At 73.6% G+C, this 22,750-nt stretch carries 20 protein-coding genes and 2 tRNA genes; 12 read left to right on the forward strand and 10 right to left on the reverse strand.

Annotated elements, in window-relative coordinates:
* Positions 1-139: 139 nt before the first annotated feature.
* Entirely contained in the window at positions 140-1,501 is a 1,362-nt protein-coding gene (locus ACFWIS_RS17150) for a nitrate/nitrite transporter (protein ID WP_380454193.1), read from the forward strand.
* Positions 1,502-1,511: 10 nt separating this feature from the next.
* On the opposite strand, the gene ACFWIS_RS17155 is transcribed toward ACFWIS_RS17150, so the two are convergent.
* On the reverse strand, positions 1,512-2,333 hold the full coding sequence (locus ACFWIS_RS17155; protein ID WP_380454195.1) for a maleylpyruvate isomerase family mycothiol-dependent enzyme: 822 nt from the start codon (positions 2,331-2,333) through the stop codon (positions 1,512-1,514).
* A 172-nt stretch (positions 2,334-2,505) separates the two neighbouring features.
* On the opposite strand from ACFWIS_RS17155, the gene ACFWIS_RS17160 reads away from it, so the two are divergent.
* From ACFWIS_RS17160 to ACFWIS_RS17170, 3 genes are all read left to right on the forward strand, one after another.
* A complete protein-coding gene (locus ACFWIS_RS17160; protein ID WP_380454196.1) occupies positions 2,506-3,303 on the forward strand; it encodes a carbon-nitrogen family hydrolase in 798 nt (265 codons plus the stop codon).
* A gap of 147 nt (positions 3,304-3,450) precedes the next feature.
* Entirely contained in the window at positions 3,451-4,518 is a 1,068-nt protein-coding gene (locus tag ACFWIS_RS17165; RefSeq protein ID WP_380454198.1) for a GntR family transcriptional regulator, read from the forward strand.
* Positions 4,519-4,632: 114 nt separating this feature from the next.
* Positions 4,633-5,280 (forward strand): hypothetical protein, encoded by a 648-nt coding sequence (locus ACFWIS_RS17170; RefSeq protein ID WP_380454200.1) that lies wholly within the window; start codon positions 4,633-4,635, stop codon positions 5,278-5,280.
* 26 nt (positions 5,281-5,306) lie between these two features.
* On the opposite strand, the gene ACFWIS_RS17175 is transcribed toward ACFWIS_RS17170, so the two are convergent.
* A complete protein-coding gene (locus ACFWIS_RS17175; RefSeq protein WP_380454202.1) occupies positions 5,307-6,092 on the reverse strand; it encodes an SLATT domain-containing protein in 786 nt (261 codons plus the stop codon).
* A 368-nt stretch (positions 6,093-6,460) separates the two neighbouring features.
* Between ACFWIS_RS17175 and purD the strand changes: the two genes are divergently transcribed.
* The 4 genes from purD to ACFWIS_RS17195 all read left to right on the forward strand — a co-directional run bounded on the left by purD (position 6,461) and on the right by ACFWIS_RS17195 (position 12,746).
* Positions 6,461-7,708 carry a phosphoribosylamine--glycine ligase gene (purD, locus tag ACFWIS_RS17180; protein WP_380454204.1) on the forward strand — a complete coding sequence of 416 codons (1,248 nt, stop codon included), beginning with the start codon at positions 6,461-6,463 and terminating at the stop codon, positions 7,706-7,708.
* A 680-nt stretch (positions 7,709-8,388) separates the two neighbouring features.
* Complete coding sequence (locus tag ACFWIS_RS17185; RefSeq protein WP_380454205.1) at positions 8,389-9,969, forward strand: hypothetical protein; 1,581 nt, start codon at positions 8,389-8,391, stop codon at positions 9,967-9,969.
* A gap of 227 nt (positions 9,970-10,196) precedes the next feature.
* A complete protein-coding gene (locus ACFWIS_RS17190) occupies positions 10,197-11,735 on the forward strand; it encodes a N,N-dimethylformamidase beta subunit family domain-containing protein (protein WP_380454207.1) in 1,539 nt (512 codons plus the stop codon).
* A 111-nt stretch (positions 11,736-11,846) separates the two neighbouring features.
* Entirely contained in the window at positions 11,847-12,746 is a 900-nt protein-coding gene (locus ACFWIS_RS17195; protein WP_380454209.1) for a phosphoribosylaminoimidazolesuccinocarboxamide synthase, read from the forward strand.
* 28 nt (positions 12,747-12,774) lie between these two features.
* Here ACFWIS_RS17195 and ACFWIS_RS17200 read toward each other — a convergent pair whose 3' ends face one another.
* The 7 genes from ACFWIS_RS17200 to ACFWIS_RS17230 form a co-directional block, all read right to left on the reverse strand.
* Positions 12,775-13,398, reverse strand: coding sequence for a response regulator (locus ACFWIS_RS17200; RefSeq protein WP_380454211.1), 624 nt, complete (start codon positions 13,396-13,398; stop codon positions 12,775-12,777).
* 11 nt (positions 13,399-13,409) lie between these two features.
* Positions 13,410-14,642 (reverse strand): sensor histidine kinase, encoded by a 1,233-nt coding sequence (locus tag ACFWIS_RS17205; RefSeq protein ID WP_380454213.1) that lies wholly within the window; start codon positions 14,640-14,642, stop codon positions 13,410-13,412.
* Between the two features lie 95 nt (positions 14,643-14,737).
* Positions 14,738-15,559 carry an ABC transporter permease gene (locus ACFWIS_RS17210; protein WP_380454215.1) on the reverse strand — a complete coding sequence of 274 codons (822 nt, stop codon included), beginning with the start codon at positions 15,557-15,559 and terminating at the stop codon, positions 14,738-14,740.
* Positions 15,556-16,572 (reverse strand): ABC transporter ATP-binding protein, encoded by a 1,017-nt coding sequence (locus ACFWIS_RS17215; protein ID WP_380454217.1) that lies wholly within the window; start codon positions 16,570-16,572, stop codon positions 15,556-15,558. Before ACFWIS_RS17215 ends, ACFWIS_RS17210 begins: the two co-directional genes overlap by 4 nt.
* Positions 16,573-16,731: 159 nt before the next feature.
* Positions 16,732-16,807, reverse strand: a tRNA-Gly gene (locus tag ACFWIS_RS17220).
* A 40-nt stretch (positions 16,808-16,847) separates the two neighbouring features.
* Positions 16,848-16,920: transfer RNA gene (locus ACFWIS_RS17225), tRNA-Gly, on the reverse strand.
* Between the two features lie 142 nt (positions 16,921-17,062).
* Complete coding sequence (locus ACFWIS_RS17230; protein WP_030056585.1) at positions 17,063-17,380, reverse strand: Lsr2 family protein; 318 nt, start codon at positions 17,378-17,380, stop codon at positions 17,063-17,065.
* Positions 17,381-17,848: 468 nt separating this feature from the next.
* Between ACFWIS_RS17230 and purS the strand changes: the two genes are divergently transcribed.
* The 4 genes from purS to ACFWIS_RS17250 all read left to right on the forward strand — a co-directional run bounded on the left by purS (position 17,849) and on the right by ACFWIS_RS17250 (position 21,910).
* Positions 17,849-18,103 carry a phosphoribosylformylglycinamidine synthase subunit PurS gene (gene purS, locus ACFWIS_RS17235; RefSeq protein WP_218201110.1) on the forward strand — a complete coding sequence of 85 codons (255 nt, stop codon included), beginning with the start codon at positions 17,849-17,851 and terminating at the stop codon, positions 18,101-18,103.
* A complete protein-coding gene (purQ, locus tag ACFWIS_RS17240) occupies positions 18,100-18,777 on the forward strand; it encodes a phosphoribosylformylglycinamidine synthase subunit PurQ (protein ID WP_380454219.1) in 678 nt (225 codons plus the stop codon). The genes purS and purQ overlap by 4 nt, the downstream gene beginning before the upstream one ends.
* Positions 18,777-21,032 (forward strand): phosphoribosylformylglycinamidine synthase subunit PurL, encoded by a 2,256-nt coding sequence (gene purL / locus ACFWIS_RS17245; protein WP_380454221.1) that lies wholly within the window; start codon positions 18,777-18,779, stop codon positions 21,030-21,032. The genes purQ and purL overlap by 1 nt, the downstream gene beginning before the upstream one ends.
* Before the next feature lie 65 nt (positions 21,033-21,097).
* Positions 21,098-21,910: a sterol carrier family protein gene (locus tag ACFWIS_RS17250; protein WP_380454223.1), complete on the forward strand. Its 813-nt coding sequence runs from the start codon at positions 21,098-21,100 to the stop codon at positions 21,908-21,910.
* A gap of 71 nt (positions 21,911-21,981) precedes the next feature.
* Here the strand turns inward: ACFWIS_RS17250 and ACFWIS_RS17255 are convergent, their stop codons facing one another.
* On the reverse strand, positions 21,982-22,689 hold the full coding sequence (locus tag ACFWIS_RS17255; protein ID WP_380454225.1) for a hypothetical protein: 708 nt from the start codon (positions 22,687-22,689) through the stop codon (positions 21,982-21,984).
* Positions 22,690-22,750: the final 61 nt, after the last annotated feature.

Genomic DNA, 22,750 nt, shown 5'->3' on the forward strand with positions numbered 1-22,750 from the left:
ATGCTCCGAGACGGCACCCTCTACGAAACCCGCACCCCCGAAACCGTGCCCGCATGACCCGCGCAGCCTTGACGAAGGACATAGAGGCACCCCCCCGGATCTGGGCGTCCAATCATGGGATGACTAGTCTGGACGGACTATGACCGTGGAGCCCGCCCGTTCAGCCCCGCCCCTGCCCGTCCCCGCTCCCCGAGCCACCGCCGAGTCCCCGGCCACCGCCGGGCTCCCCGCCGCCACCGTCCCCGCGCCGCCCGGCGGGCGCGCGGCCTGGCTGGCCTGGTCCATCGGCGTCAGCGTCTACATCCTGGCCGTCATCCACCGCACCAGCCTCGGCGTGGCCGGACTGGACGCCGCCGAGCGCTTCGGCATCGGTGCCTCGGCGCTGTCCACCTTCTCCATCCTCCAGGTGCTGGTGTACGCGGCCATGCAGGTCCCGGTCGGCCTGCTGGTCGACCGGTTCGGGCCGCGCCGGGTGCTGCTGCTGGGCGTGCTGCTGCTGAGCGCCGGTCAGCTGGCCTTCGCCTTCAGCTCCTCCTTCGCCCCGGCACTGGCCTCCCGGGCGGTGCTCGGCTGCGGCGACGCGATGACCTTCATCAGCGTGCTGCGGATCGCCGCCCGGTGGTTCCCGGCGGCGAAGAACCCGTTCGTCGCCCAGCTGACCGGCCTGGCCGGGATGGGCGGCAACCTGGTCACCACCGTGGTGCTCGCTCAGGCGCTGCACAGCGAGGGCTGGACGCCCACCTTCGCGGCGATCGCGCTGCTCGGCGTGGCGGTGTTCGCGCTGGTCGCGCTCTTCCTCCAGGACACCCCGGCACAGCAGGAGCCGGTGCGGCCGGCGGGGGAGCGGCGGGAGCGGCCGAAGGTCCGCCGTCAGGTGCTGGACTGCTGGCGGGAGCCGGGCACCCGGCTGGGCCTGTGGATCCACTTCACCACCCAGTTCCCCGGCAACGCCTTCGGACTGCTCTGGGGCCTGCCCTACCTGGTCGAGGCCCAGGGGATGACCCGGGGCGAGGCCGGCGGGCTGCTGACCGTGCTGGTGCTCGCCAACATGAGCTGCGGCTTCGTCTTCGGCCGGCTGATCTCCCGGACGGCCCGGGCCCGGATGCCGATCGTGTTCGGCGTCCTCGCGGCCACCGGGCTCGGCTGGGCGCTGGTGCTGGCCTGGCCGGGCGGGCACCCGCCGTTCTGGCTGCTGGTCGGGATCATCCTGGTGATGGGGAGCAACGGCCCGGCCTCGCTGGTCGGCCTGGACTACGCGCGCGCCCGCAACCCGGTGGAGCGGCTGGGCACCGCCTCCGGGATCGTCAACATGGGCGGCTTCATCGGCACGATGATCACCCTGTTCGGCATCGGCGTGCTGCTGGACGCGCTCTCCCCGGCCGGCTCCGGGGCGTACTCGGCCGAGGCCTTCCGCTGGGCGTTCTGCTGGCAGTACGTCCCGCTGGCGCTGGGCACGGCGATGATCCTGCGGCTGCGCCGGAAGGTCGCAGCCGCCTCCTGAACCCCGGGCCTCAGACGGTGACCGAGAAGTTGGCCAGCACCCGCTCGGCCAGCTCCTTGTCGCCCTCGACGCCCACCGGGCCGGGCCGACCGCGGCCGCAGGCGAGTCGGACGTACGTCTCCCAGTCCATGGTGAGCTGGACGTCCGGGGCCAGGCTGATCGACTCGTCCACGACGCCGCGGCCGGCCGCGTTCACCCGGACGGTGCGCAGGAACTCCACCGGGCCGGTCACGTCCACCACCACGGCCGTCCCGGCCGGGGCGCCGGCGTTGTGGGCGACGGCCTTGGGCAGGAACTGCAGCAGGTAGTCCCGGGCGACCAGGGCGCCCGGGGAGTCCAGGTCGCCGGGGGTGTCCAGGGCCCGGCGGAGGTCCTGCTCGTGCACCCAGACGTCGAAGGCCCGCATCCGCAGCAGCTCGTGGTACGGGATGTCCCCGGCCAGCGGGCCGCCCGGCCAGCGGACCGGCTCCTGCGGCGTCTGCTTGGCGTTCCGCAGCGCGCGGGAGCGGCGGATGATCGTGTACTCCAGCTCGCTGGTCATCTCCAGCGCGGTGTGGCAGCGGCGCTTGTCGACCGGCAGTTCGACGTAGCGGGCGAACTCGGTGGTCACGTGGCGAAGGTCACGCGGCAGCGAGTGGATCGGGCGGGGATCGCCGAGCAGCTCGGACTCCACCGCGATCACGTGCGAGACGACGTCTCGGACCGACCAGCCGGGGCACTCGGTGGCCCGGTTCCAGGAGCCTTCGGGCAGGGGGGCGACCAGCTCCGATATGGCCTCGATGCTCTGCGTCCACGCCTCCGTGTAAGCCTGCACGGTCTGGTTGTCCGTCACGGGAATCTCCGGCCCTCCGTCAGCTTTCCTACGCTCCGCGCCCGGCCGTCGCTCTCGGCCGGGATGGCCGGCTTCCGGGCGCGCACGCTAACCGCACGTTACGCTGCCGGGAGACAGCTGGGCAGCGCTTTCGGGTGACGATCGTAGGTCTCTTGCCGTGGACGGTGGTACTGTGCGCGCTTCATTGATCCAACTCGCGGTCTCCGACGCCGAGCCGCCCGCCGAACGGCGGGCCCGGGCCGCGGCGCTGGTGCGGGCCCAACAGGGCGCCGACCTGGTGGTGCTGCCCGAGCTGTGGCCGCTCGGCGGCTTCGCCCACGAGCTCTGGTCGGACGGCGCCGAGACGCTGGACGGGCCCACCTCGGACGCGATGGCGGCCGCCGCCCGGGCCGCCGGGGTCTGGCTGCACGCCGGTTCGATCGTCGAACGCGACCCGGACGGTCCGATCTACAACACCTCGATGGTGTTCGCCCCCGACGGCGAGCTGGTGCACACCTACCGCAAGATCCACCGCTTCGGCTTCGACAGCGGCGAGGCGGTGGTGATGGGGGCCGGGCAGGAGATCGTCACCGCGCCCACCGAGTTCGGCACCCTGGGCCTGGCCACCTGCTACGACCTGCGCTTCCCGGAGCTGTTCCGGGCGCTGCTGGACGCCGGCGCCCAGCTGCTGGTGGTCCCGGCGGCCTGGCCGGCCAAGCGGCGCGAGCACTGGACGCTGCTGGCCCGGGCCCGGGCGCTGGAGGAGCAGGCCTTCGTGCTGGCCTGCAACACCGCCGGGACGCACGCCGGGGTCGAGCAGGCCGGGCACAGCCTGGTGGTGGACCCGTGGGGCCGGGTGCTGGCCGAGGCCGGGCCGGACGAGCAGGTGCTGACCGTCGAGTTCGACCCGGCCGAGGTGGGCCGGGCGCGCGAGGACTTCCCGGTGCTGCGGGACCGCCTGCTGGGGATCCCGGCGCCGGTCCAGCGGTAGGCGCGGGCGGGGGCACGGCTTTCCGGAGGGTTGGTTCGTACCTGCTCCGGGCCGGTTTGAGAAGATGAGCACTCGTCGTGTTCCCCGCCGCCGGTCGGCCGGTCCGTCGCGGGTCGGCACGGCGGCCCGCCCGAGGAGGTCGCGCGCATGTCCGGCACCGGCGCCGGCGACACCCCCCGCCCCGTCATCCACCGCAACAGCCTGCGCGAGCAGATCGCCGGCGCGCTCCGCGAGGAGATGATGGCCGGCCGGCTGGAGGCCGGCCGGAACTTCACCGTCAAGGAGATCGCCGACCTGTACGGCGTCTCCGCCACCCCGGCCCGCGAGGCCCTGGTCGACCTCGGCGCCCAGGGACTGCTGCGGGCCGAGCACCACCGCGGCTTCACGGTGCCGGAGCTGGGCTGGGAGGACTTCCTGGAGATCTTCGAGTCCCGGGTGCTGCTCACCGACAGCTTCTACCGCCAGTTCTCCACCCGCCGGGCGCTGCCCGACCTCAGCCGGCTGCCCTCGCTGAGCCGCCGGGCCGACGCGGCCGTCCGGGCCGCCCGGGCCGGGAACCTGGACGTGATGGTGGGCTGCGACCGCCGGTTCTGGCAGGAGGTCTCCGCCCTGCTCGGCAACCGCCGGATCGGGGACTACCTGGACTGGCTGCGGGTGCAGTCCTGGATGTTCGCCGCGCCCTACCTGCGGGCGATGCCCACCCTGGCCGGAGTCTGCTGGGACCGCCACCCCGACCTGGTCGACGCGATCGCGACCCACGACCTGACCGGCGCGCACCGGATCGTCTGCGAGTACAACCTGTTCACCGTCCGGCTGCTGGCCGGGCTGGCCGGACGGCCGCTGGAGTCGGTGACGGTGCTCGGGCTGCTCACCGAGGTCGCCGACGGGGAGCCGCTGCCCGTCCCGGTCGAGCCGCCGGCGTCGCAGTTGGTCCAGCCGTCGGCCCAGTCGCCGGCCCGGCCGCCGGCGGAGCCCACGCCGGAGCCCTCGCCGGGAACGGGAACGGGAACGGCGACGGGGACGGCCCGGTCCGGGCGGCCCCGGCGGAGCGACGAGGTCGGCCGGGAGCTGGGCCGGGAGCTGGGGCTGGGCCTCGGCCTGGTGCCGCAGCCGCGCTGGGCGCCGCCGCACAACGGGTTCGGCCGGAAGCTGCCCGAGCCGCCCCCCGAGGCCCCGCGGGGACGGCCCGATCCGCACCCGGCTCCGGGCCGGTAGGGTGGGCGGGCGTCGAACCGGGCGCCCGCACGGGCCGTCCGGGTACCGACTCCGCCCCCGTCGTCGCCCCGCTCCCGCGGGCGATTCCCGCCGCCCGGAGAGGAACTGCCGGCCATGGCCTGCGACCTCTGGCTCGTCCCGCTGGTGGACGTGCTGAGCCACAGCCCCGACAACCCCTTCCGGGACGACCTCGCGCTCTACAACGCGGTGCTGACCTCACGCGGGCTGCCCGAGGTGCCGGTCTACCAGTTCGTCCCCGGGCTCAGCGGGGCGGTCGAACCGATAGCCGCCTTCGACTACGACTCGCTGCACTTCCTGCGCCGCGCCTACCTGTTGGGCCTCACCGGCCTGGACATCACCCCGGTCGACGCGCTCGGCGGCGACTACGAGCAGCTGCTGGAGATGTTCGAGAGCAGCGCCGAACAGTCCCACCTGGTCTGGCACTTCGACCACGCCGGCGCGTACGTCCCGATCGAGTTCCCGGCCCCGCTGGTGGACGACACCCTGCTCGCCTCCGGCGGCCCGCTCGGCTCCAGCCACGGGCTGCTGCGCGAACTCCAGGCCGTGGCACCGGCCCTGGGCATCGACCCGCTCAACCCGCCGGCCCCGACCCGGCCGCTCGGCCCGACCGGCCTGGAGCAGCCGTTCGGGCCCCCGATCGACGACCTGCACCCCTTCGCCCGGGAGCGGCACGCCTGGTCGGGCCTGTACGCGGCGGCGACCCGCAGCCTCGCCCAGGGCTCGATGATCGTCTTCGCGTAGCGCGTCCCGCTCCGGCCTGACACGCCCTAGCGCAGCGGCCCCTCCGGCGGCCGCTGGCGCGGCATGGTGGGCCTGGCCCCCGGCGGCGGCAGCACCCGCACCTGGGCGCCCACCCCGGGCTCGGTGCGCCCGCCCCACGTCCCCGCGGACTGGGTGGGCAGCTGGGTCATCGACGCGCGGAACTCCAGCATCCACTCCGAGGTCTCGGTGCGGACCATGTCCGAGACGTCCTCGCAGAACCGGCGCAGCACGCCCAGGCAGCGCTCGGCGGCCTCGCCCGCGGTGCCCTCGGTCGGGCCGAGCACCTCGCGCACGCACTCCGACGCCCAGTCGAACTGGAAGGCCTCCAGGCGGCGTTGCAGCGCCTGCGCGGTGGAGACGTCCCGCATCCAGCCGGAGGTGAGCCCGAAGACCCGGTCGGTGCCGTAGCAGGCGGCGGCGAGCGCGAGGCCGACGTAGCCCCAGCCGGCGCCGTGCGCGACGGTGCCGGTGAGCTGGACCAGCGGGGCGGTCACCCCGCCCACCGCGAAGCCGGCCGACCCGAACCGCAGCAGTCGGGCCCAGCGGCGCTTCCAGATCCGGTCCCGGCGGTACCACTCGATCGCCTCGACCGCCCGCTCCTCGGACCAGCGGTAGAGCTCCTCCAGCCGTTCGGCGGGCTCGCCCCAGTCCCCGAGCGGGAACTGGCGGGCGCTCAGATCGGTCCGGTGGCGGGTGGAGGCCCGCCGGGCCACGGCTGCGGCGGGCTGGTCCTCCTCACCGATCTCCTTGCCCCAGGCACTCTCCTCGGGCTGCATTTCCGGCTGGCTCACCTGTGGGGCTCCCTGTGGCGGGCGGGCGGCTGGGTCTGTCGGCGCATCGGCTGACATGACGTCTGCCGGTGGTTCTCCAACAGCACTTCTTACCGCCAAATGGCTGACCGTGGGTGCCCTTCATCGCTGATCGTTACCGGTTTCGGCCACCGGAACCCGAGGTGGGGCGGTTGCGGGGGGCGGCGAGATTTCACCCGTCCGAGCGAGGCGCCGGTGACCCGCCGTCCTGACCCGGACACCCACCGCGCATCAGGGGTCATCCCGGTTTGGAGGATCCTCCTACGTCATCGGTGTACGGAGCGCGTTTCCTGGAGGATCCGACGGGACCGGAGAGCGGCCGGAACTGGCCACCGACTACGCTGCCTGGCGTGAAGGTCCTCGTCATCGGCGGCGGCGCCCGCGAACACGCCCTGTGCCGCTCCCTGTCCCAAGATCCCTCCGTGACCGAGTTGCACTGTGCCCCGGGCAACGCCGGTACGGCCCAAGTGGCGACGGTCCACCCGGTCGACCAGCTGGACGGCGCGCAGGTCGCCGAACTGGCCGCGAAGCTCGGCGCCGACCTGGTGGTGGTCGGCCCGGAGGCCCCGCTGGTGGCCGGCGTCGCCGACGCCGTCCGCGCGGCCGGCATCCCGGTCTTCGGCCCCTCCGGCGCGGCCGCGCAGCTGGAGGGCTCCAAGGCCTTCGCCAAGGACGTGATGGCCGGCGCCGGCGTGCCCACCGCCCGCTCCTACGTCTGCACCACCGCCGAGGAGGCCGCCGAGGCGCTGGACGCCTTCGGCGCCCCGTACGTGGTCAAGGACGACGGCCTGGCGGCCGGCAAGGGCGTCGTGGTCACCTCCGACCGCGCCGCCGCGCTGGCGCACGCCGCCTCCTGCGAGCGCGTGGTCATCGAGGAGTACCTCGACGGCCCCGAGGTCTCGCTGTTCGCGATCACCGACGGCACCACCGTGCTGCCGCTGCAGCCCGCCCAGGACTTCAAGCGCGCCCTGGACGGCGACGAGGGCCCCAACACCGGTGGCATGGGCGCCTACTCGCCGCTTCCCTGGGCCCCGGCCGGGCTGGTCCAGGAGGTCCTGGACACCGTCCTCCAGCCCACGGTGGACGAGCTGCGCCGCCGCGGCACCGAGTTCTCCGGCCTGCTGTACGCGGGCCTGGCGCTCACCTCCCGCGGCACCCGGGTGATCGAGTTCAACGCCCGCTTCGGCGACCCGGAGACCCAGGTCGTGCTGGCCCGGCTGCGCACCCCGCTGGCCGGCGTGCTGCTGGCCTCCGCCACCGGCACCCTGGACCAGCTGGAGCCGCTGCGCTGGGACGAGGGGGCGGCCGTCACCGTGGTCGTCGCCTCCGAGGGCTACCCGGCCGCGCCCCGCACCGGCGACCCGATCGAGGGCCTGGCCGAGGCCGAGGCGGACGGCACCGCGTACGTGCTGCACGCCGGCACGGCGACGGACCAGGACGGCCGGGTGCTCAGCGCCGGCGGCCGCGTCCTGTCGGTCACCGCGACCGGCGCCGACCTGGCCGAGGCCCGCGACCGCGCCTACGCGGCCGTGGACCGGATCTCCCTCAAGGGCGGCCAGCACCGCACCGACATCGCGCTCAAGGCGGCCACCGCCTGAGGCTCCCGCGCCCCTCGCGGCCCCCGTGCGAACCCCTCGCACGGGGGCCGCGCCATGGGGCCAACGACACAGGCCCCGCGCCATGGGCCCCGCGCCATGGGCCCTGCGCCATCGGGCCTGCGCCACGGGTCCTGCGCCACGCACGGCGCGAGCGAGCCCAAAAATTACAGCCCGGCAACCCACAGGGCGCAGCGCCCCCGGCGTTTCCGGGGTGGGGGTGGTCCGGCGGGCCGACTCACCGTTCGGCGGGCGGATTCCAGCCCATCGGGTGATAGCACCCGCATCCAGCTGACGTAACCGGGCGCTCGGCCTTATGGTGCGCTGGATCGCCGTGCGACGGGCCGTGCGCCTGGGTCGCCGCCGGGTAGCGGCGCGCCCGCGGGGGGATGCTGGACGGCGATCGGCCAGGCGGTCGCCCGGTGCTTCGCATCGGACCGGTCGTGGGCGTCCGGAATTCGGACGGCGTCACCGCAACGACCGGGCGGCGTCACCGGGACGAGTGGAAACCGGGCCGATCCGGAACACCCGCCCGGATCGGGGCGTCGAAAATGTCAGTAGCGCCACACAGCATGCACTGCCGGGGATCGGACACCTCCGCTTCCCGGTCGGAACTGATCGTTTCGAGTCGGCTCAGGGCCTGTAACGGGCGCCCGAGGGCTCCGAAGGGGGTGCCGCACCGTATGGCCGTCGACACCGCGCGCGCTCACGCCCAAGCGGTCCTGCGGATCCGGGGCCTCGCTCTGGCCGCGGCCGTCCTGCCCGCCGCCGTCGCGGTGGTCCTGCTCGCGGGCCGGTTCACCGGCCGGATCGGGGCCGCCGGTTCCTCCGACGCCGCCGGCTGGGACGCCGCCCGCTGGGTGATATGCGCGGTCGCCGCGCTGACCCTGCTGGTGGCCGGGCTGACCGCCCGCGCCCTGCGCCGGGCGGTCCCGCCACGGACCCCGGCCGTACCGGTCGAGCGGGGCGCCGCCCCCGAGCTGTACCGGCTGATCGACGAACTGGCCGACCGGCTGGACGTCCCCGCGCCCTCCGCGGTGGCCCTCACCCCGGACTGCGACAGCTGGCTGGAGGACGTCGCGCCGCCCCGGCGCCCCCACGGACCTCGGCCGCACGCCGGGCCGCCCGCGCCGGTGCTGGTGATCGGCTCGCCCTTCCTGTGGTGGATGCGGGCCGGCGAGCTGCGCGCCCTGCTCGCCCCCGTGGTGGCCGGCACCGCCGCCTCCGCGGACCCGGAGATCGCCGCCGCCCGCCGCTTCCTGCGCAGCCTGGACGCCTGCCTGGACTCCGGCGCGGGCACCGCTCCCGGCCTCGGCGGCGGCACCCTGGCCGGGCCGCCCGCCCCGCCCCGCCGCGGCCCGGCCGGGTTCGCCGACCGGATCACCCGGCGGATCACCCGCCGGCTGCTGGGCGCCTGCCGCGGCCACTCCGCCGAGCTGGAGCGGTCGGTCGCGAGCTGGGCCTCCGAGCAGGCCCGGACGGTCGACTACGGCCTGCGGATCGCCGCCCAGGAGCAGGTCGGCCTGGCCTACGCCGGCTGGGACCGGCTGCTCACCCGGGTCGCGCTGCCCGCCTGGCGGCTCGGCCGCCACCCGGTGCACCTGAACGCCGGCGTGGTCGCCGCACTGACCGAGCTGTCCCGCCGCGACCGGCTGGCCGACGGCTACGGCACCCGGCTCGGCGACCGCCCCGCCTGCGACCTGCTGGAGGAGCCCGGCGAGGTGGACCGGGCGGTCTCCCGGCTCGCCGCCGAGCTGTTCTTCGGCCGTCCGGCGGCCGGCGCCTGGCACGAGCTGGAGTGGGCCGACTACCCGGCCGGGGTGGTGGACGTCGGCTGGCGGGCCCGGGCCACCGGCCTGCAGTCCGCGCTGGACCGGCTGGCCCCGCAGTCCCGCCCCGGCGCCCCGACTCTCACCCGGCTGCTGCTCCGGCTCGCCGAGGGCGACGGCGAGCAGCTGGCGGCCGCCCTGGCAGCCCAGCTGGCCCGCACCACCGCCCCGGCCCCGCTGCTCGAACCCGACCGCACCGGCCGCGACCTGCTGGTCGACCACGTCACCGCGATGGTCTGCTGCGCCGCCGTGGACACCGCGGGCGGCGCGCCCGGCCTGGACTGGCTGGACGGCCCGGTGCTGCTGCTCGGCGGGGTCCGCCGCACCGACCTGGCCGGCCCGGTCGCCCAGGCCGTGGAGCAGGGCCAGGACGGTCCGCTGCGCGCCTGGCTGGACGCCGCCGAGGTCAGGCTCGAGAAACCCGTCCGCCTCTGACGTCGCAGCCGTCCCGGGCGGCGCTCGGAGCGCCGGCACGCGCCCCCGTGGGCTCCGGCCGCCGGCCGTATCCGCAGGCCGGAGGCCCTGTCCTGACGGCCCGGAAGATTCCCGGCACCAATTGCTACCGTGGGGTGACGGAGCGCCAGCGCCGTGTGGTGTATTAGACCGCACGCACATCCGGGGGGCACGTGCCAACCGGACGGAAGTGCACCTGGGAGGGGCGCGTGGGGACGGAACTCAACCGCCGCTGGGAGTCGGGCACGCACGCTTACAGCGTCTCCGACCCCTTCGGCCAGGGCCCGCTGCCCTGGCTGCGCAGCCCCGACCAGTACCTGGCCGGGGCCGAGGGCGCCGTGCCCTGGTACGTCTCGGTGGACGCGCCCGGCCAGCAGCCGCTGTCGGCCGGCGCGCGGACCAAGCCGCCGGTCGGCACTCCGCAGAGCTCCAACGACGTGGACCAGCAGATCAAGGGCTTCGCCTCGGCCGGGGTGGTCCGCCCCGGCGGCTCGGTGGACTTCCGGGTCACCGTCAACCCGCCCCGCGACTTCACCGTGAGCGTCTACCGGATCGGCCACTACGGCGGCGACGGCGCCCGCCACATGACCGACAGCCCCTTGGTGGCCGGCCTCGCCCAGCCCGCCCCGCTGGTGGTCGAGCGGACGGTCTCCTGCCACCACTGGTGGCACTCCTGGCGACTGCAGATCCCGGCGCACTGGAAGCCCGGCGCGTACGTCGCCGTGCTGACCACCGCCGACATGCTGCACCGCAGCCACATCCCCTTCACCGTGAGGGACTTCGCCGACCAGGGGCGCACCGCCGAGCTGCTCCTGGTGCTCCCGGACGTGACCTGGCAGGCGTACAACCTGTTCCCCGAGGACGGCCGCACCGGCGCCAGCCTCTACCACGCCTGGGACGGCCGGGGCAGCCTGGTCGGCGAGCCCGAGGCGGCCGTCACGGTGTCCTTCGACCGCCCGCACGCCACCGCCGGACTGCCGCTGCACGTCGGCCACGCGTACGACTTCATCCGCTGGGCCGAGCGCTACGGCTACGACCTCTCCTACGCCACCGCCACCGACCTGCACGCCGGTCTGGTGGACCCGGCCGAGCACCGCGCGCTGGTCTTCCCGGGCCACGACGAGTACTGGTCCGAGCCGATGAGACGGGCCGCCGAACGGGCCCGGGACGGCGGCACCTCGCTGGTCTTCCTGTCCGCCAACACCATGTACTGGCGGGTCGAGCTGACCGCCGCCGCCTCCGGCGAGCCCAACCGGCTGCTCAACTGCCGCAAGCGGCAGAAGGCCGGGCCGGGCAGCCCGGCCGCCGGGGTGCCCGGCGCGGCCAGCGCGCTGTGGCGGGACGCCGGCGAGCCCGAGCAGCACCTGCTGGGGGTGCAGTACTCGGGCCGGGTCGCCGCGCCGGTGCCGCTGGTCGCCCGGCACACCGGGCACTGGCTCTGGGACGGCACCGGCCTGCAGGAGGGCGACGAGCTGCCCGGCCTGGTCGCGGGGGAGGCCGACCGGTACTACCCGAAGGTCGCGCTGCCCGAGCACACCGAGCGGGTGCTGCTGGCCCACTCGCCGTACCGGGACCTGGCCGGCCGCACCCGCTACCAGGAGACCTCGCTGTACCGGGCGCCCAGCGGCGCGTACGTCTTCGCGGCCGGCACCTTCGCCTGGTCGCCCGCGCTGGGCCGCCCCGGGCTCACCGACGAGCGGGTCCAGCGGGCCACCGCCAACCTGCTGGACCGGCTCTGCAAGAACTGAGCCCCGGCTCCGCAGGAACCGGGCCCGGGCGGGCGTGAAAGACTGCGGGAGCAGTGACCTCCCCTTTCGCGGTGCCCCACGCCCGTGAACGACCCCTGAGGACTGAACACCTTGAGCGGATTTGTCACCAAGCCCGAGCCGGTGCTGGTACCCGGCCTGGTCCACCTGCACACCGGCAAGGTGCGCGACCTGTACCGCACCGAAGCGGGCGAGCTGGTGATGGTGGCCAGCGACCGGACGTCCGCCCACGACTGGGTGCTGCCGAACGAGATCCCGGACAAGGGCCGCGTCCTCACCCAGCTCTCGCTGTGGTGGTTCGAGCGGATCGCCGACATCGTCCCCAACCACGTGATCTCCACCGAGGTCCCGGCCGGCGCCCCCGCCGACTGGAAGGGCCGCACGCTGATCTGCAAGAGCCTGGAGATGATCCCGGTCGAGGCGGTCGCCCGCGGCTACCTGGCCGGCTCCGGCCTGACCGAGTACGAGGAGAGCCGCACGGTCTGCGGCATCGCCCTGCCGGAGGGCCTGGAGAACAGCTCCGAGCTGCCCGCCCCGATCTACACCCCGGCCCTCAAGGCCGAGGTCGGCGAGCACGACGAGAACGTCCCGTACGAGGAGACCGCCCGCCGGATCGGCGCCGAGCTGGCCAACCAGGTCCGCCGTACCACCCTGGACGTCTACGCCCGGGCCCGGGACATCGCCCGTGACCGCGGCATCATCCTGGCCGACACCAAGTTCGAGTTCGGCCTGCTGGACGGCGAGCTGATCATCGGCGACGAGGTGCTCACCCCGGACTCCTCCCGCTACTGGCCGGCCGACGACTACCGGCCGGGCCGCTCGCAGGCGTCCTTCGACAAGCAGCTGATCCGTGACTGGCTGGTCTCCCCGGCCTCCGGCTGGGACCGCTACAGCGAGCAGCCGCCGCCGGAGCTGCCGGCCGAGGTGGTCGAGCGGACCCGCGCCAAGTACATCGAGGTGTACGAGCGGCTGACCGGCACCAGCTGGGTCTGAGCCGCCCGGACGGCCCGCGGGTACGGCGTCAGATCCAGCCGTGCTCGCGGGCGATCCGCACCGCCGCGTGCCGGTTCTCCGCGCCCAGCTTGGTGGCGGCCGAGGACAGGTAGTTGCGCACGGTGCCCTGGGACAGCGCGGCCCGCTCGGCGATCTCCGCGATCGGGGTGCCGTCCGCGGCCAGCTCCAGGACGTCCGTCTCGCGCGGGGTCAGCGGGGTCTCCCCGGCGCTGATCGCGTCCGCCGCCAGCTCCGGGTCCACGTACCGGCCGCCGGAGCGCACGGTGCGGATGATGCCGGCCAGGTCGGCCGCGGAGACGGTCTTCGGCAGGAAGCCGCGCACCCCGACCTCCAGCGCCCGCTTCAGGTAGCCGGGCCGGCCGTGGCCGGTGACGATCATGCAGCGGCAGTCCGGCAGCAGCCGGCGCAGCTCGGTGGCCACCTCGATGCCGTCCTTGCCGGGCATCTGCAGGTCCAGCACCGCGATGTCCGGCCGGTGCGACTGGGCCATCGCCAACGCCTCCGGGCCGGAGCCGGCCTGGGCGACCACCTCGATGTCGTCCTCCAGCGAGAGCAGCGCGGCCAGTGCGCCGCGGATCAGGTGCTCGTCGTCGGCGAGCAGGACGCGGACGGGCGCGGTGTTCTCGGTCATCGGGGCCTCTCTCAGCCTGGCAGCGGGACGGTGGCGAGCATCCGGAAGGTACCGGGCGCGGCGGTCGGGACGCTCAGTTCGCCGTCGTGGGCGGCCAGCCGCTCGCGCAGGCCGCGCAGTCCGGTGCCACCGCCCTGGGAGGGCAGCGGCACGGCTGGCACCCCGTCGTTCTCCAGCTCCAGCACCGCCTGGCCGTCCCGCTGCCGCAGCCGGATCAGGCAGTGGGCTGCCTCGCTGTGCCGCAGCACGTTGGTGGTGGCCTCGCGGATCACCCAGCCGAGCACCGACTGCACGGGGTGCGGCAGCCGGTCGAGGTCCTCGCCGAGGTCGATCTCGCAGCTGACGTCGGCGGCGCGCAGTACGGCGCGGGCGCCGATCGCCTCGGCGTGCAGGTCGGCGGTGCGGTAGCCGCGGATGACGTCCCGGACCTCGCGCTGCGACTCCTGGGCGATCTTCTGTACCTCGGCCATCTGCTCGGCGGCCTCCGGGCGTCCTCGCCGGGCGAGCTGGACGGCGAGTTCGCTCTTCAGCGCGATGGTGGTGAGGTTGCGGCCCATCACGTCGTGCAGGTCGCGGGAGAACCGCAGGCGCTCCTCGGCTACGGCCAGCCGGGACTGCGCCTCGCGGGCGACGTCCAGCTCCCAGACGATGGCGGTGAGCCAGGCGAAGCTGCGGCAGGTGCCGATCAGGAGGAGGACGCCGAAGACCGAACCGCAGACCCATCCGCAGGTGGTGGCGAAGCCGATTCCGGCCAGCAGCATTGCCGGGGCGATCGTGAACGGCAGAGCGATTCCGACGAGCGAGGCCCACCGCCACCGCAGGCCCACCCCCGTGGGGCCTGCGGTCGCTCCGACCAGGGCGGCGGCGATCACCGCGGTGAACGGCGGGCCGGGGTGGGTCGACAGCCCGTCGGAGGCCGGGCCGAGCAGCAGGACGATCCAGGAACCGGCCACGCTCAGAGCGCCGTTGACGATCAGCCACCGCCGGTAGGTGCTGGGCCGTCCCAGGTAGTGGTCGAGCGAGGTCCGGTACGCCCGGAGGGTGACCAGCACGGAGGCCAGCGACAGGACCAGGCCGACCTGGGCGGTGGCCGCGGCCCCCTGGATCCGCACGGCGGAGGCGCTGGCCAGCAGGTTCAGCGGCAGCATGAACCAGGCCATCAGGTAGAGCGACCAGCGGAAGTACAGCTCGGCGCGCTGCGGCTTGCCGTAGCCCCGCCAGCGTCGGATCGGCCCCCGGACCATCGAAGTGCTCCCCGTCTGATCACGATCGTGTCGCTGCCTTCATATCAGAGGTGGAACAGGGGGCCGGTCTTCTGGTTTCCCTCTCCCGCCCCAGGTCAGCGGCGCGGTTCCCAGCGGAAGTAGCGGACCGCGCCCCAGACCGCCAGGCCGAACCAGACCGTGCCGGTGACCAGGTGCGGTGCGGCGGCGCTCCAGCTGCCGAGGAAGTCGGTCGGGGAGGCCGAGCCGTCGGTGCCGAACCAGCCGACCCGGATCAGCTGGAAGGCCGGGGTGGTCGGCAGCAGGCGGCAGACGTCGGCCAGCTGCGAGGGCATGACCTCCAGCGGGACGAACAGGCCGGAGCCGAACTGCATGACCAGCATGACCGGCAGGGTGGTGATGCCCGCGCTCTCCACGGTCTTGGTGAAGGCGCTGGACAGCGCGGCCAGCGCGATCATGGTGGCCAGGGTGAGCACCAGGCCGGCCAGCATCAGCAGCGGGTTGACCGGCACCGCCAGGTGCAGGCCGAGGCTGCCGCCGACCCCGATCAGGGCGGCCATCAGCAGGCCGAGGAGGAGCGAGGGGACGGCGGTGCCGAGCAGGATCTCCAGGTCCCCGGCCTCGCCGGTGCGCAGCCGCTTGAGCACCAGCTCACCGCGCCGCCCGACGTACGCGGCGGTCAGGTTGTAGTAGACGACGAAGGCCAGGATCATCCCGACCGAGCCGTAGACCAGCATCGAGTCGACGTCCAGCCCGGGGGTGTTCTCGGCCTGCTTCTTGAGCATGCCGCGCAGGGTGCCGATCAGCACGACCGGCATCACCACGGCGGTGAACAGCGCGGTGCGGTTGCGCAGCAGCAGGGTGGCCTCGGCGCGGCCGAGGGCGAACAGTCGGCCGGCGGTGGTGCTCGGGGCACCCGTGGCGGTGGCGGTGGTCATCGGGCGGATCCGATCAGGCGGCGGCGGGCGGGGCGGGCGGGGCGGGCGGCGGCGGGGGCCTGCGGCGGGGCCTGGTGGGCGGCCTCGGAGGCGATGGCGAGGAAGGCCTCCTCCAGCGAGGCACTGCGGGCGTCCAGGGCGCCGAGGGCGATCCCGTGGTGCCGGGCCCAGCCGAGCAGGTCGGTGAGGGTGTCCTGGAGGCCGGTGCTCTGCACGGTGACCTTGCGGCCGTCGACGGTGACCTCGGCCCCGGGCAGGACGGGCAGCGCGCTGCCGGCGAACTCGGGGAGCTCGAAGGTGATCCGGGAGGGCCGGCCGGCGATCACCTCGGCGACGGTGCCGGTGGTGACGACCCGGCCGCCGTGCATGATGGCCAGCCGGTCGGCGAGCTCCTCCGCCTCCTCCAGGTAGTGGGTGGTGAGCAGCACCGTGGTGCCCTGGGCGCGCAGTTCGCGCACCAGCCGCCAGACGGCGGCGCGCGCCTCCGGGTCGAGTCCGGTGCTGGGCTCGTCCAGGAACAGCACCTCGGGGCGGCCGAGCAGGGCCATCGCGAGGTCGAGTCGGCGCCGTTCGCCGCCGGACAGCTGCTTGACCCGGACGTCGGCGCGGTGGCCGAGGCCGACCAGTTCCAGGGCCTCCGCGACCGGGCGGGCGCCGCTGGTCATCCCGGCCCAGGTGCGGCCGGTCTCGGAGGCGGTGAGCTCGCCGGGGAAGCCGCCCTCCTGGAGCATGATGCCGATCCGCGGTCGGACGGCGGTGCGCTCCTTGAAGGGGTCACGGCCGAGCACCCGGACGGTGCCGCCGCCGGGCGCGGCCAGACCCTCGATGACCTCCATGGTGGAGGTCTTGCCGGCGCCGTTGGTGCCGAGCAGGGCGAACAGCTCGCCGCGGCCGACGGTCAGGTCGACGCCGCGGACGGCGTGGTACTCGGTGGCGCCGGTGCCGTAGCGGCGGTGCAGGTCGGTGACCTCGATCACGCTGTCGCCGGGGTGGGCGGGCTGGCTCTTCTCCATGCCCCGAGCCTTCCGCGGACCCGGCCGCGCGGGCAGTGCGCGCCGTCATGAATCGGCGGTGCGGATCCACGGGTCGGCGATGACAAATGTCATGGGGAGAGCGGGGAAGGAAGTGCGGGAATACGTCGAAGGCCCCCTCGATCGAGGGGGCCTTCGTGCTGGAGCGGACGACGAGATTCGAACTCGCGACCCTCACCTTGGCAAGGTGATGCTCTACCAACTGAGCCACGTCCGCAGGGTCAAACTATTGAGTTGTGCTGTGCTCGCGCACTGCGAGCGGACGACGAGATTCGAACTCGCGACCCTCACCTTGGCAAGGTGATGCTCTACCAACTGAGCCACGTCCGCATGGTGCCTGGTGGGGCACCCGCCGCCTCTTCGGATCTCTCCGTTGCGGCGACGAGGATTACTCTACAGCATCGTTCGGGGTGGTCGCCCCACCCTTTCGGTCCAGGCGGGCAGGGCGACCGGGGGCGGTGCCCCGACGGGATCAGTTCGCCTCGGCGAACGCCTCGTACACGTGCTTGGGGATGCGGCCGCGGGCCGGCAGTTCCATCCCGCGCGACAGGGCCCAGGCGCGCACGGCGGCCGGGTCCGGGGTGAGCGCGGTGCGGCGGAAGGACTTTCCGGTGCGGCTCTGGCGACGGCCGGCCGCAACGAACGGAGCGAGGGCCTCCCGCAGCTTTTCCGCGTTGTCCACGGACAGGTCGATCTCGTACGACTTCCCGTCGACGCCGAAGTGGACGGTTTCTGCGGCGGCGCCGCCGTCCAGGTCGTCGGAGAGCGTGACAACTACACGCTGAGCCATGGGTGTCAATCCTCTCGGGCAATTCGGCCGCCGGTTCGCGGAGTGCGACGGGTGGCCTGATGTGCACCAACTCGCGCAAGCGCATACGGGCAGGCCTGGTGGCCCGCCGGATACGCAGCACTTGCCGCGACAGGTGGCCCTATTCTGCACCCGAAGGGGGTCGAAATCGAAGAGTTCGACATTCTTTTCCGGATATTCACGAGTCTTCGCGGGACTGCGGGATACCGGAGTGCGGGACGGGCGGATCTGTCCCCAAGTGCCGTATTCGGGTGTTCTTCGCGCGTCGTGGTCCGGGCCCGCGAATCACCGGAAACGGGCCGGGTCTTGCGGGGGGTGGGGGTGCTGGATCCCTTGTGCCGTAAGGGTCCTGGGTCTACGCGCGTCACCCGCCCCGGCCAGCAATCCTGCCCCGAACGGCCGGTAGTCTGGAGTTCCCCCGCCTCACCGAAGACACCACCGGGAGTGCCAGTGGCACGCGTCGTAGTCGACGTCATGCTCAAGCCGGAGATCCTCGACCCCCAGGGACAGGCGGTGCAGCGAGCACTGCCCCGTCTCGGATTCACCGGGATCGCCGACGTCCGCCAGGGCAAGCGTTTCGAGCTGGAGCTGGAGGGCCCGGTCGACGACGCCGCGCTCGCCCGTATCCGCGAAGCCGCCGAGACCTTTCTCGCCAACACCGTGATCGAGGACTTCACCGTCCGGGTCGAGGAGGAGGCGAAGTGACCACCCGCGTAGGCGTCGTCACTTTCCCCGGATCCCTCGACGACCGCGACGCCCAGCGCGCGGTCCGCCTGGCCGGCGCGGAGCCGGTCGCCCTCTGGCACCGTGACAAGGATCTCCACCAGGTCGACGCCGTCGTCCTGCCCGGCGGATTCAGTTACGGCGACTATCTGCGCTGCGGCGCGATCTCCCGCTTCTCGCCGGTGATGGACACCGTCATCGAGCAGGCCAGGCTCGGAATGCCCGTGCTGGGTATCTGCAACGGCTTCCAGGTGCTGTGCGAATCGCACCTGCTGCCCGGCGCGCTCACCCGGAACGACTCGCTGCACTTCATCTGCCGCGACCAGAAGCTGCGCATCGAGAACGCGGAGACCGCCTGGACCCGGGATTACACGGCGGGCCAGGAAATCGTCGTCCCGCTGAAGAACGGCGAGGGCCGCTTCGTCGCCGACGCGCACGTCCTGGACGAACTCGAGGCCGAGGGCCGGGTCGTGGCCCGGTACCTCGACGTCAACCCGAACGGTTCGTACCGCGACATCGCCGGCATCACCAACGCCGCCGGCAATGTCGTCGGCCTGATGCCGCACCCGGAGCACGCCGTGGAGCCGCTCACCGGCCCGAGCACCGAGGGCCTGGGCTTCTTCACTTCCGTCCTGAAGCAGCTGGTGAACGCCTGATGAGCCTCGACACCGTCAAGAACGCCGAGCAGACCCCGGACGCCGCCCAGCCGTGGGCCGAACTCGGCCTGAAGCAGGACGAGTACGCGCGCATCCGGGAGATTCTCGGCCGCCGCCCGACCGGCGCCGAACTCGCGATGTACTCGGTCATGTGGTCCGAGCACTGTTCGTACAAGAGCAGCAAGGTCCACCTGAAGCAGTTCGGCGAGAAGAAGCCGGATTCGGACGCGATGCTCGTCGGCATCGGCGAGAACGCCGGAGTGGTCGACGTCGGCCAGGGCTACGCGGTCACCTTCAAGGTCGAGTCGCACAACCACCCCTCGTACATCGAGCCCTACCAGGGCGCGGCCACCGGCATCGGCGGCATCGTGCGCGACATCCTGGCGATGGGCGCCCGCCCGGTCGCCGTGATGGACCCGCTGCGCTTCGGTGCGGCCGACCACCCGGACACCCGGCGCGTGCTGCCCGGGATCGTCGCGGGCATCGGCGGCTACGGCAACTGCCTGGGCCTGCCGAACATCGGCGGCGAGGTCGTCTTCGACTCCTGCTACCAGGGCAACCCGCTGGTCAACGCCCTGTGCGTGGGTGTCATGAAGCACGAGGACATCCACCTCGCGCAGGCCTCCGGGGCCGGTAACAAGGTCATCCTGTACGGCGCCCGCACCGGCGGCGACGGCATCGGCGGCGTCTCGGTGCTGGCCTCCGAGACCTTCGACGACACCAAGCCGGCCAAGCGCCCGGCCGTCCAGGTCGGCGACCCGTTCCAGGAGAAGCTCCTGATCGAGTGCACCCTGGAGATCTTCCGGGAGAAGCTCGTCAAGGGCATCCAGGACCTCGGCGGCGCCGGCCTGTCCTGCGCCACCAGCGAGCTGGCCTCGGCCGGCTCCGGCGGCATGCGGATCGACCTCGACACCGTGCACCTGCGCGACCACACGCTCTCGCCGGAGGAGATCCTCATGAGCGAGTCGCAGGAGCGCATGTGCGCGATCGTCGAGCCCGACAAGGTCGCCCGCTTCCTGGAGATCTGCGAGAAGTGGGACGTCATCGCCAACGTCATCGGCGAGGTGACCGACGGCGAGCGCCTGGAGATCTTCTGGCACGGCGAGCTCGTGGTGGACGTGCCCCCGCGCACCGTCGCCCACGAGGGCCCGACCTACCAGCGCCCCTACGCCCGCCCGAGCTGGCAGGACGCGCTGCAGGCCGACGCCCCCACCGCCGAGCGGCTGGCCCGCCCGACCACCGGCGAGGGCCTCAAGGCCGATCTGCTGAAGGTCGCGAGCCACCCGAACCAGGCCTCCAAGTCCTGGATCACCGACCAGTACGACCGCTACGTGCTCGGCAACACCGTGCTCTCGCACGGCGAGGACTCGGGCATGATCCGGATCGACGACGAGACCAACCTCGGCGTCTCGGTCGCCACCGACGGCAACGGCCGCTACACCAAGCTGGACCCGTACACCGGCGCCCAGCTGGCCCTGGCCGAGTCCTACCGCAACGTCGCGGCCGGCGGCGCCAAGCCGCTCGCCGTCTCCGACTGCCTCAACTTCGGCTCCCCCGAGGACCCGGACGTCATGTGGCAGTTCGCCGAGGCGACCCGCGGCCTGGCCGACGCCTGCCTGGTGCTCGGCACCCCGGTCACCGGTGGCAACGTCTCGCTGTACAACCAGACCGGCGACGTCGCCATCCACCCGACCCCGGTGGTCGCGGTGCTCGGCGTCATCGACGACGTCACCCGGCGCACCCCGGTCGCCTTCGCCGAGGAGGGGCAGCTGCTCTACCTGCTCGGCGACACCGCGGACGAACTCGGCGGCTCGGCCTGGTCGCAGGTCGTCCACGACCACCTCGGCGGCCTGCCGCCCAAGGTGGACCTGGAGCGCGAGCGGCTGCTCGGCGACATCCTGATCGCCGCCTCGCGCGACGGCATGATCGACGCCGCGCACGACCTCTCCGACGGCGGCCTCGGCCAGGCGCTCGTGGAGAGCTGCCTCAAGGGCGGCCACGGCGCCCGGATCGTCGTGCCCGAGGGCACCGACCCGTTCGTCCTGCTGTTCTCGGAGTCGGCCGGCCGTGCCGTCGTGGCGGTGCCGCGCAGCGAGGAGCTCCGCTTCAACGACATGTGCACCGCGCGTGGCCTGCCGGCCACCCGGATCGGTGTCGTGGACGGCGACAGCATCGACGTCCAGGGGCAGTTCAGCGTCACGCTGGCCGAGCTGAAGGACGCCCACACCGGCGTCATCGAGGCCCTGCTGGCCTGATCGGCTGTTCCGAGGGGCGGGCGGTTCGTTCTGAACCGTCCGCCCCTCGGCGTATGTTGGGCCCCATGCCTGCCAAGTCCCGCACCTACCAACCGCAGAAGGTCCGCGCCGCGCTGGCCGCCCAGACCGGGGCGTTGCGTGCCGCCGTGGCGGGCCTCGCCGACGGGCAGTTGGACCTGCCGACCAGGCTGGGGGACTGGCGGGTGCGGGAGTTGCTCGCGCACCTGGCCGTCCAGCTGGAGTACCTCCCCGCGCACCTGGACGACCCGCTCCAGGGGCGCCCGCCGCTCGACCTGACGGGCTGGGTGGCGGCGGTCGGCACGGTGGCGCCGCTCCTGGACGAGCAGGCCCGGGAGCGGGTCGGGGCGGAGTTCGACGGGGACGCGGTCGCGGTCGCGGAGGCCTTCGGGCGGGCCGCCGACGCCCTGACCGGACTGCTCGCGCGGCCCGAAGCCGCCGACCCGGCACGGCGGTTCGAGATCCGGCTGGGCTCGATGACGCTCGCCGACATGCTGGTCACCCGGCTGGTCGAGACCGTGGTGCACGCCGACGACCTGGCCGAGGCCCTCGGCCTGGCCGCCTTCCCGCACGACCGCCAGGCCCTGGCCGCCGTCACCCGGCTGCTGGCCGACGCGCTGGCCGCCCGGGCGCCCGGCGGGGCGGTCGAGCTGCGGATCCCGCCGTACGCCGTCGTCCAGGCCGTCGAGGGCCCCCGGCACACCCGCGGCACCCCGCCCAACGTGGTCGAGACCGACCCGCTGACCTGGATCCGGCTCGCCACGGGCCGGGTGCCGTGGGCGGCCGCGGTGGCGGACCACGAGGTGTCCGCCTCCGGCGAGCGCAGCGACCTGGGGGAGTACCTGCCGGTCCTGGGCTAGGACTTGGCTAGGACTTGGCTAGGGCGCTTCTGACAGTTCCCGCCGGGCACGCGACGCCGGAGCACCCCCCCCTAGCGCAGCTGCCCGGCCAGGTTCTCGGCGGTCTTGCGCAGGGGTTCGCCGGCCAGGGCCGGGTTCCGGTCGTCCTGGGCGGTGGTGTTCTGGTCGAGCATCAGCACCAGGTCGCCGTCGCCGTGCAGCGCGATCCGGGCGACGGCGGCCGTTCCCTGGCCCGGCGTGATCCTGGTCTGCCCGACGGAGGGGCGGTCGGTGGAGAACCGGGTGAGCTGATCCACGCTGAGCAGCCCGGCGCGCTGGATCGCGGGGAGCATCATGCTGACGCCGTAGTCGTTCTTCGGCACGGCCAGCAGTTCGAGGTCGACGGTGGACGGGCCGACCGTGTACGAGCAGGTGATCTGGGCGTTCGGCGGCGTGGCCGGCATCTCGGTCATGGTCGGTGGGTGGCTGACCGCCGACGGCCAGGGCTGGGCGGGCACGCCGTCGCCGGTGTTGCCGGTGACGGAACGTCCGTCCGTCACGGCGGGGGCGACGGTGCCGCTGATCCCGGCGGCGGCCGTCGCCTTCGCGAGGTCGAGGCCGAACGGGCAGCTGGTGGACTTGTTCTTCACCAGGTCCAGGGCGGTCGACCGGACCCGGTCGTAGGACAGTGGCCCGCCGCCCGGCCCGGTGCCGGACGAGGACGAGCAGGCGGCGGCGCCCAGGGCGATCCCGGCGGCGGCGAACACGGCGGTGAGCTTTCGGCGTTGGGCTGCGGTCATGACCGCAGGGTAGGTGCTGGTTGTGCCGGGGGATCGCCGATCAGGTCTCAACTCCGTTCCG

Origin of the sequence: Kitasatospora sp. NPDC127060 (assembly GCF_042724935.1) — a bacterium.
GTDB lineage: Bacteria > Actinomycetota > Actinomycetes > Streptomycetales > Streptomycetaceae > Kitasatospora.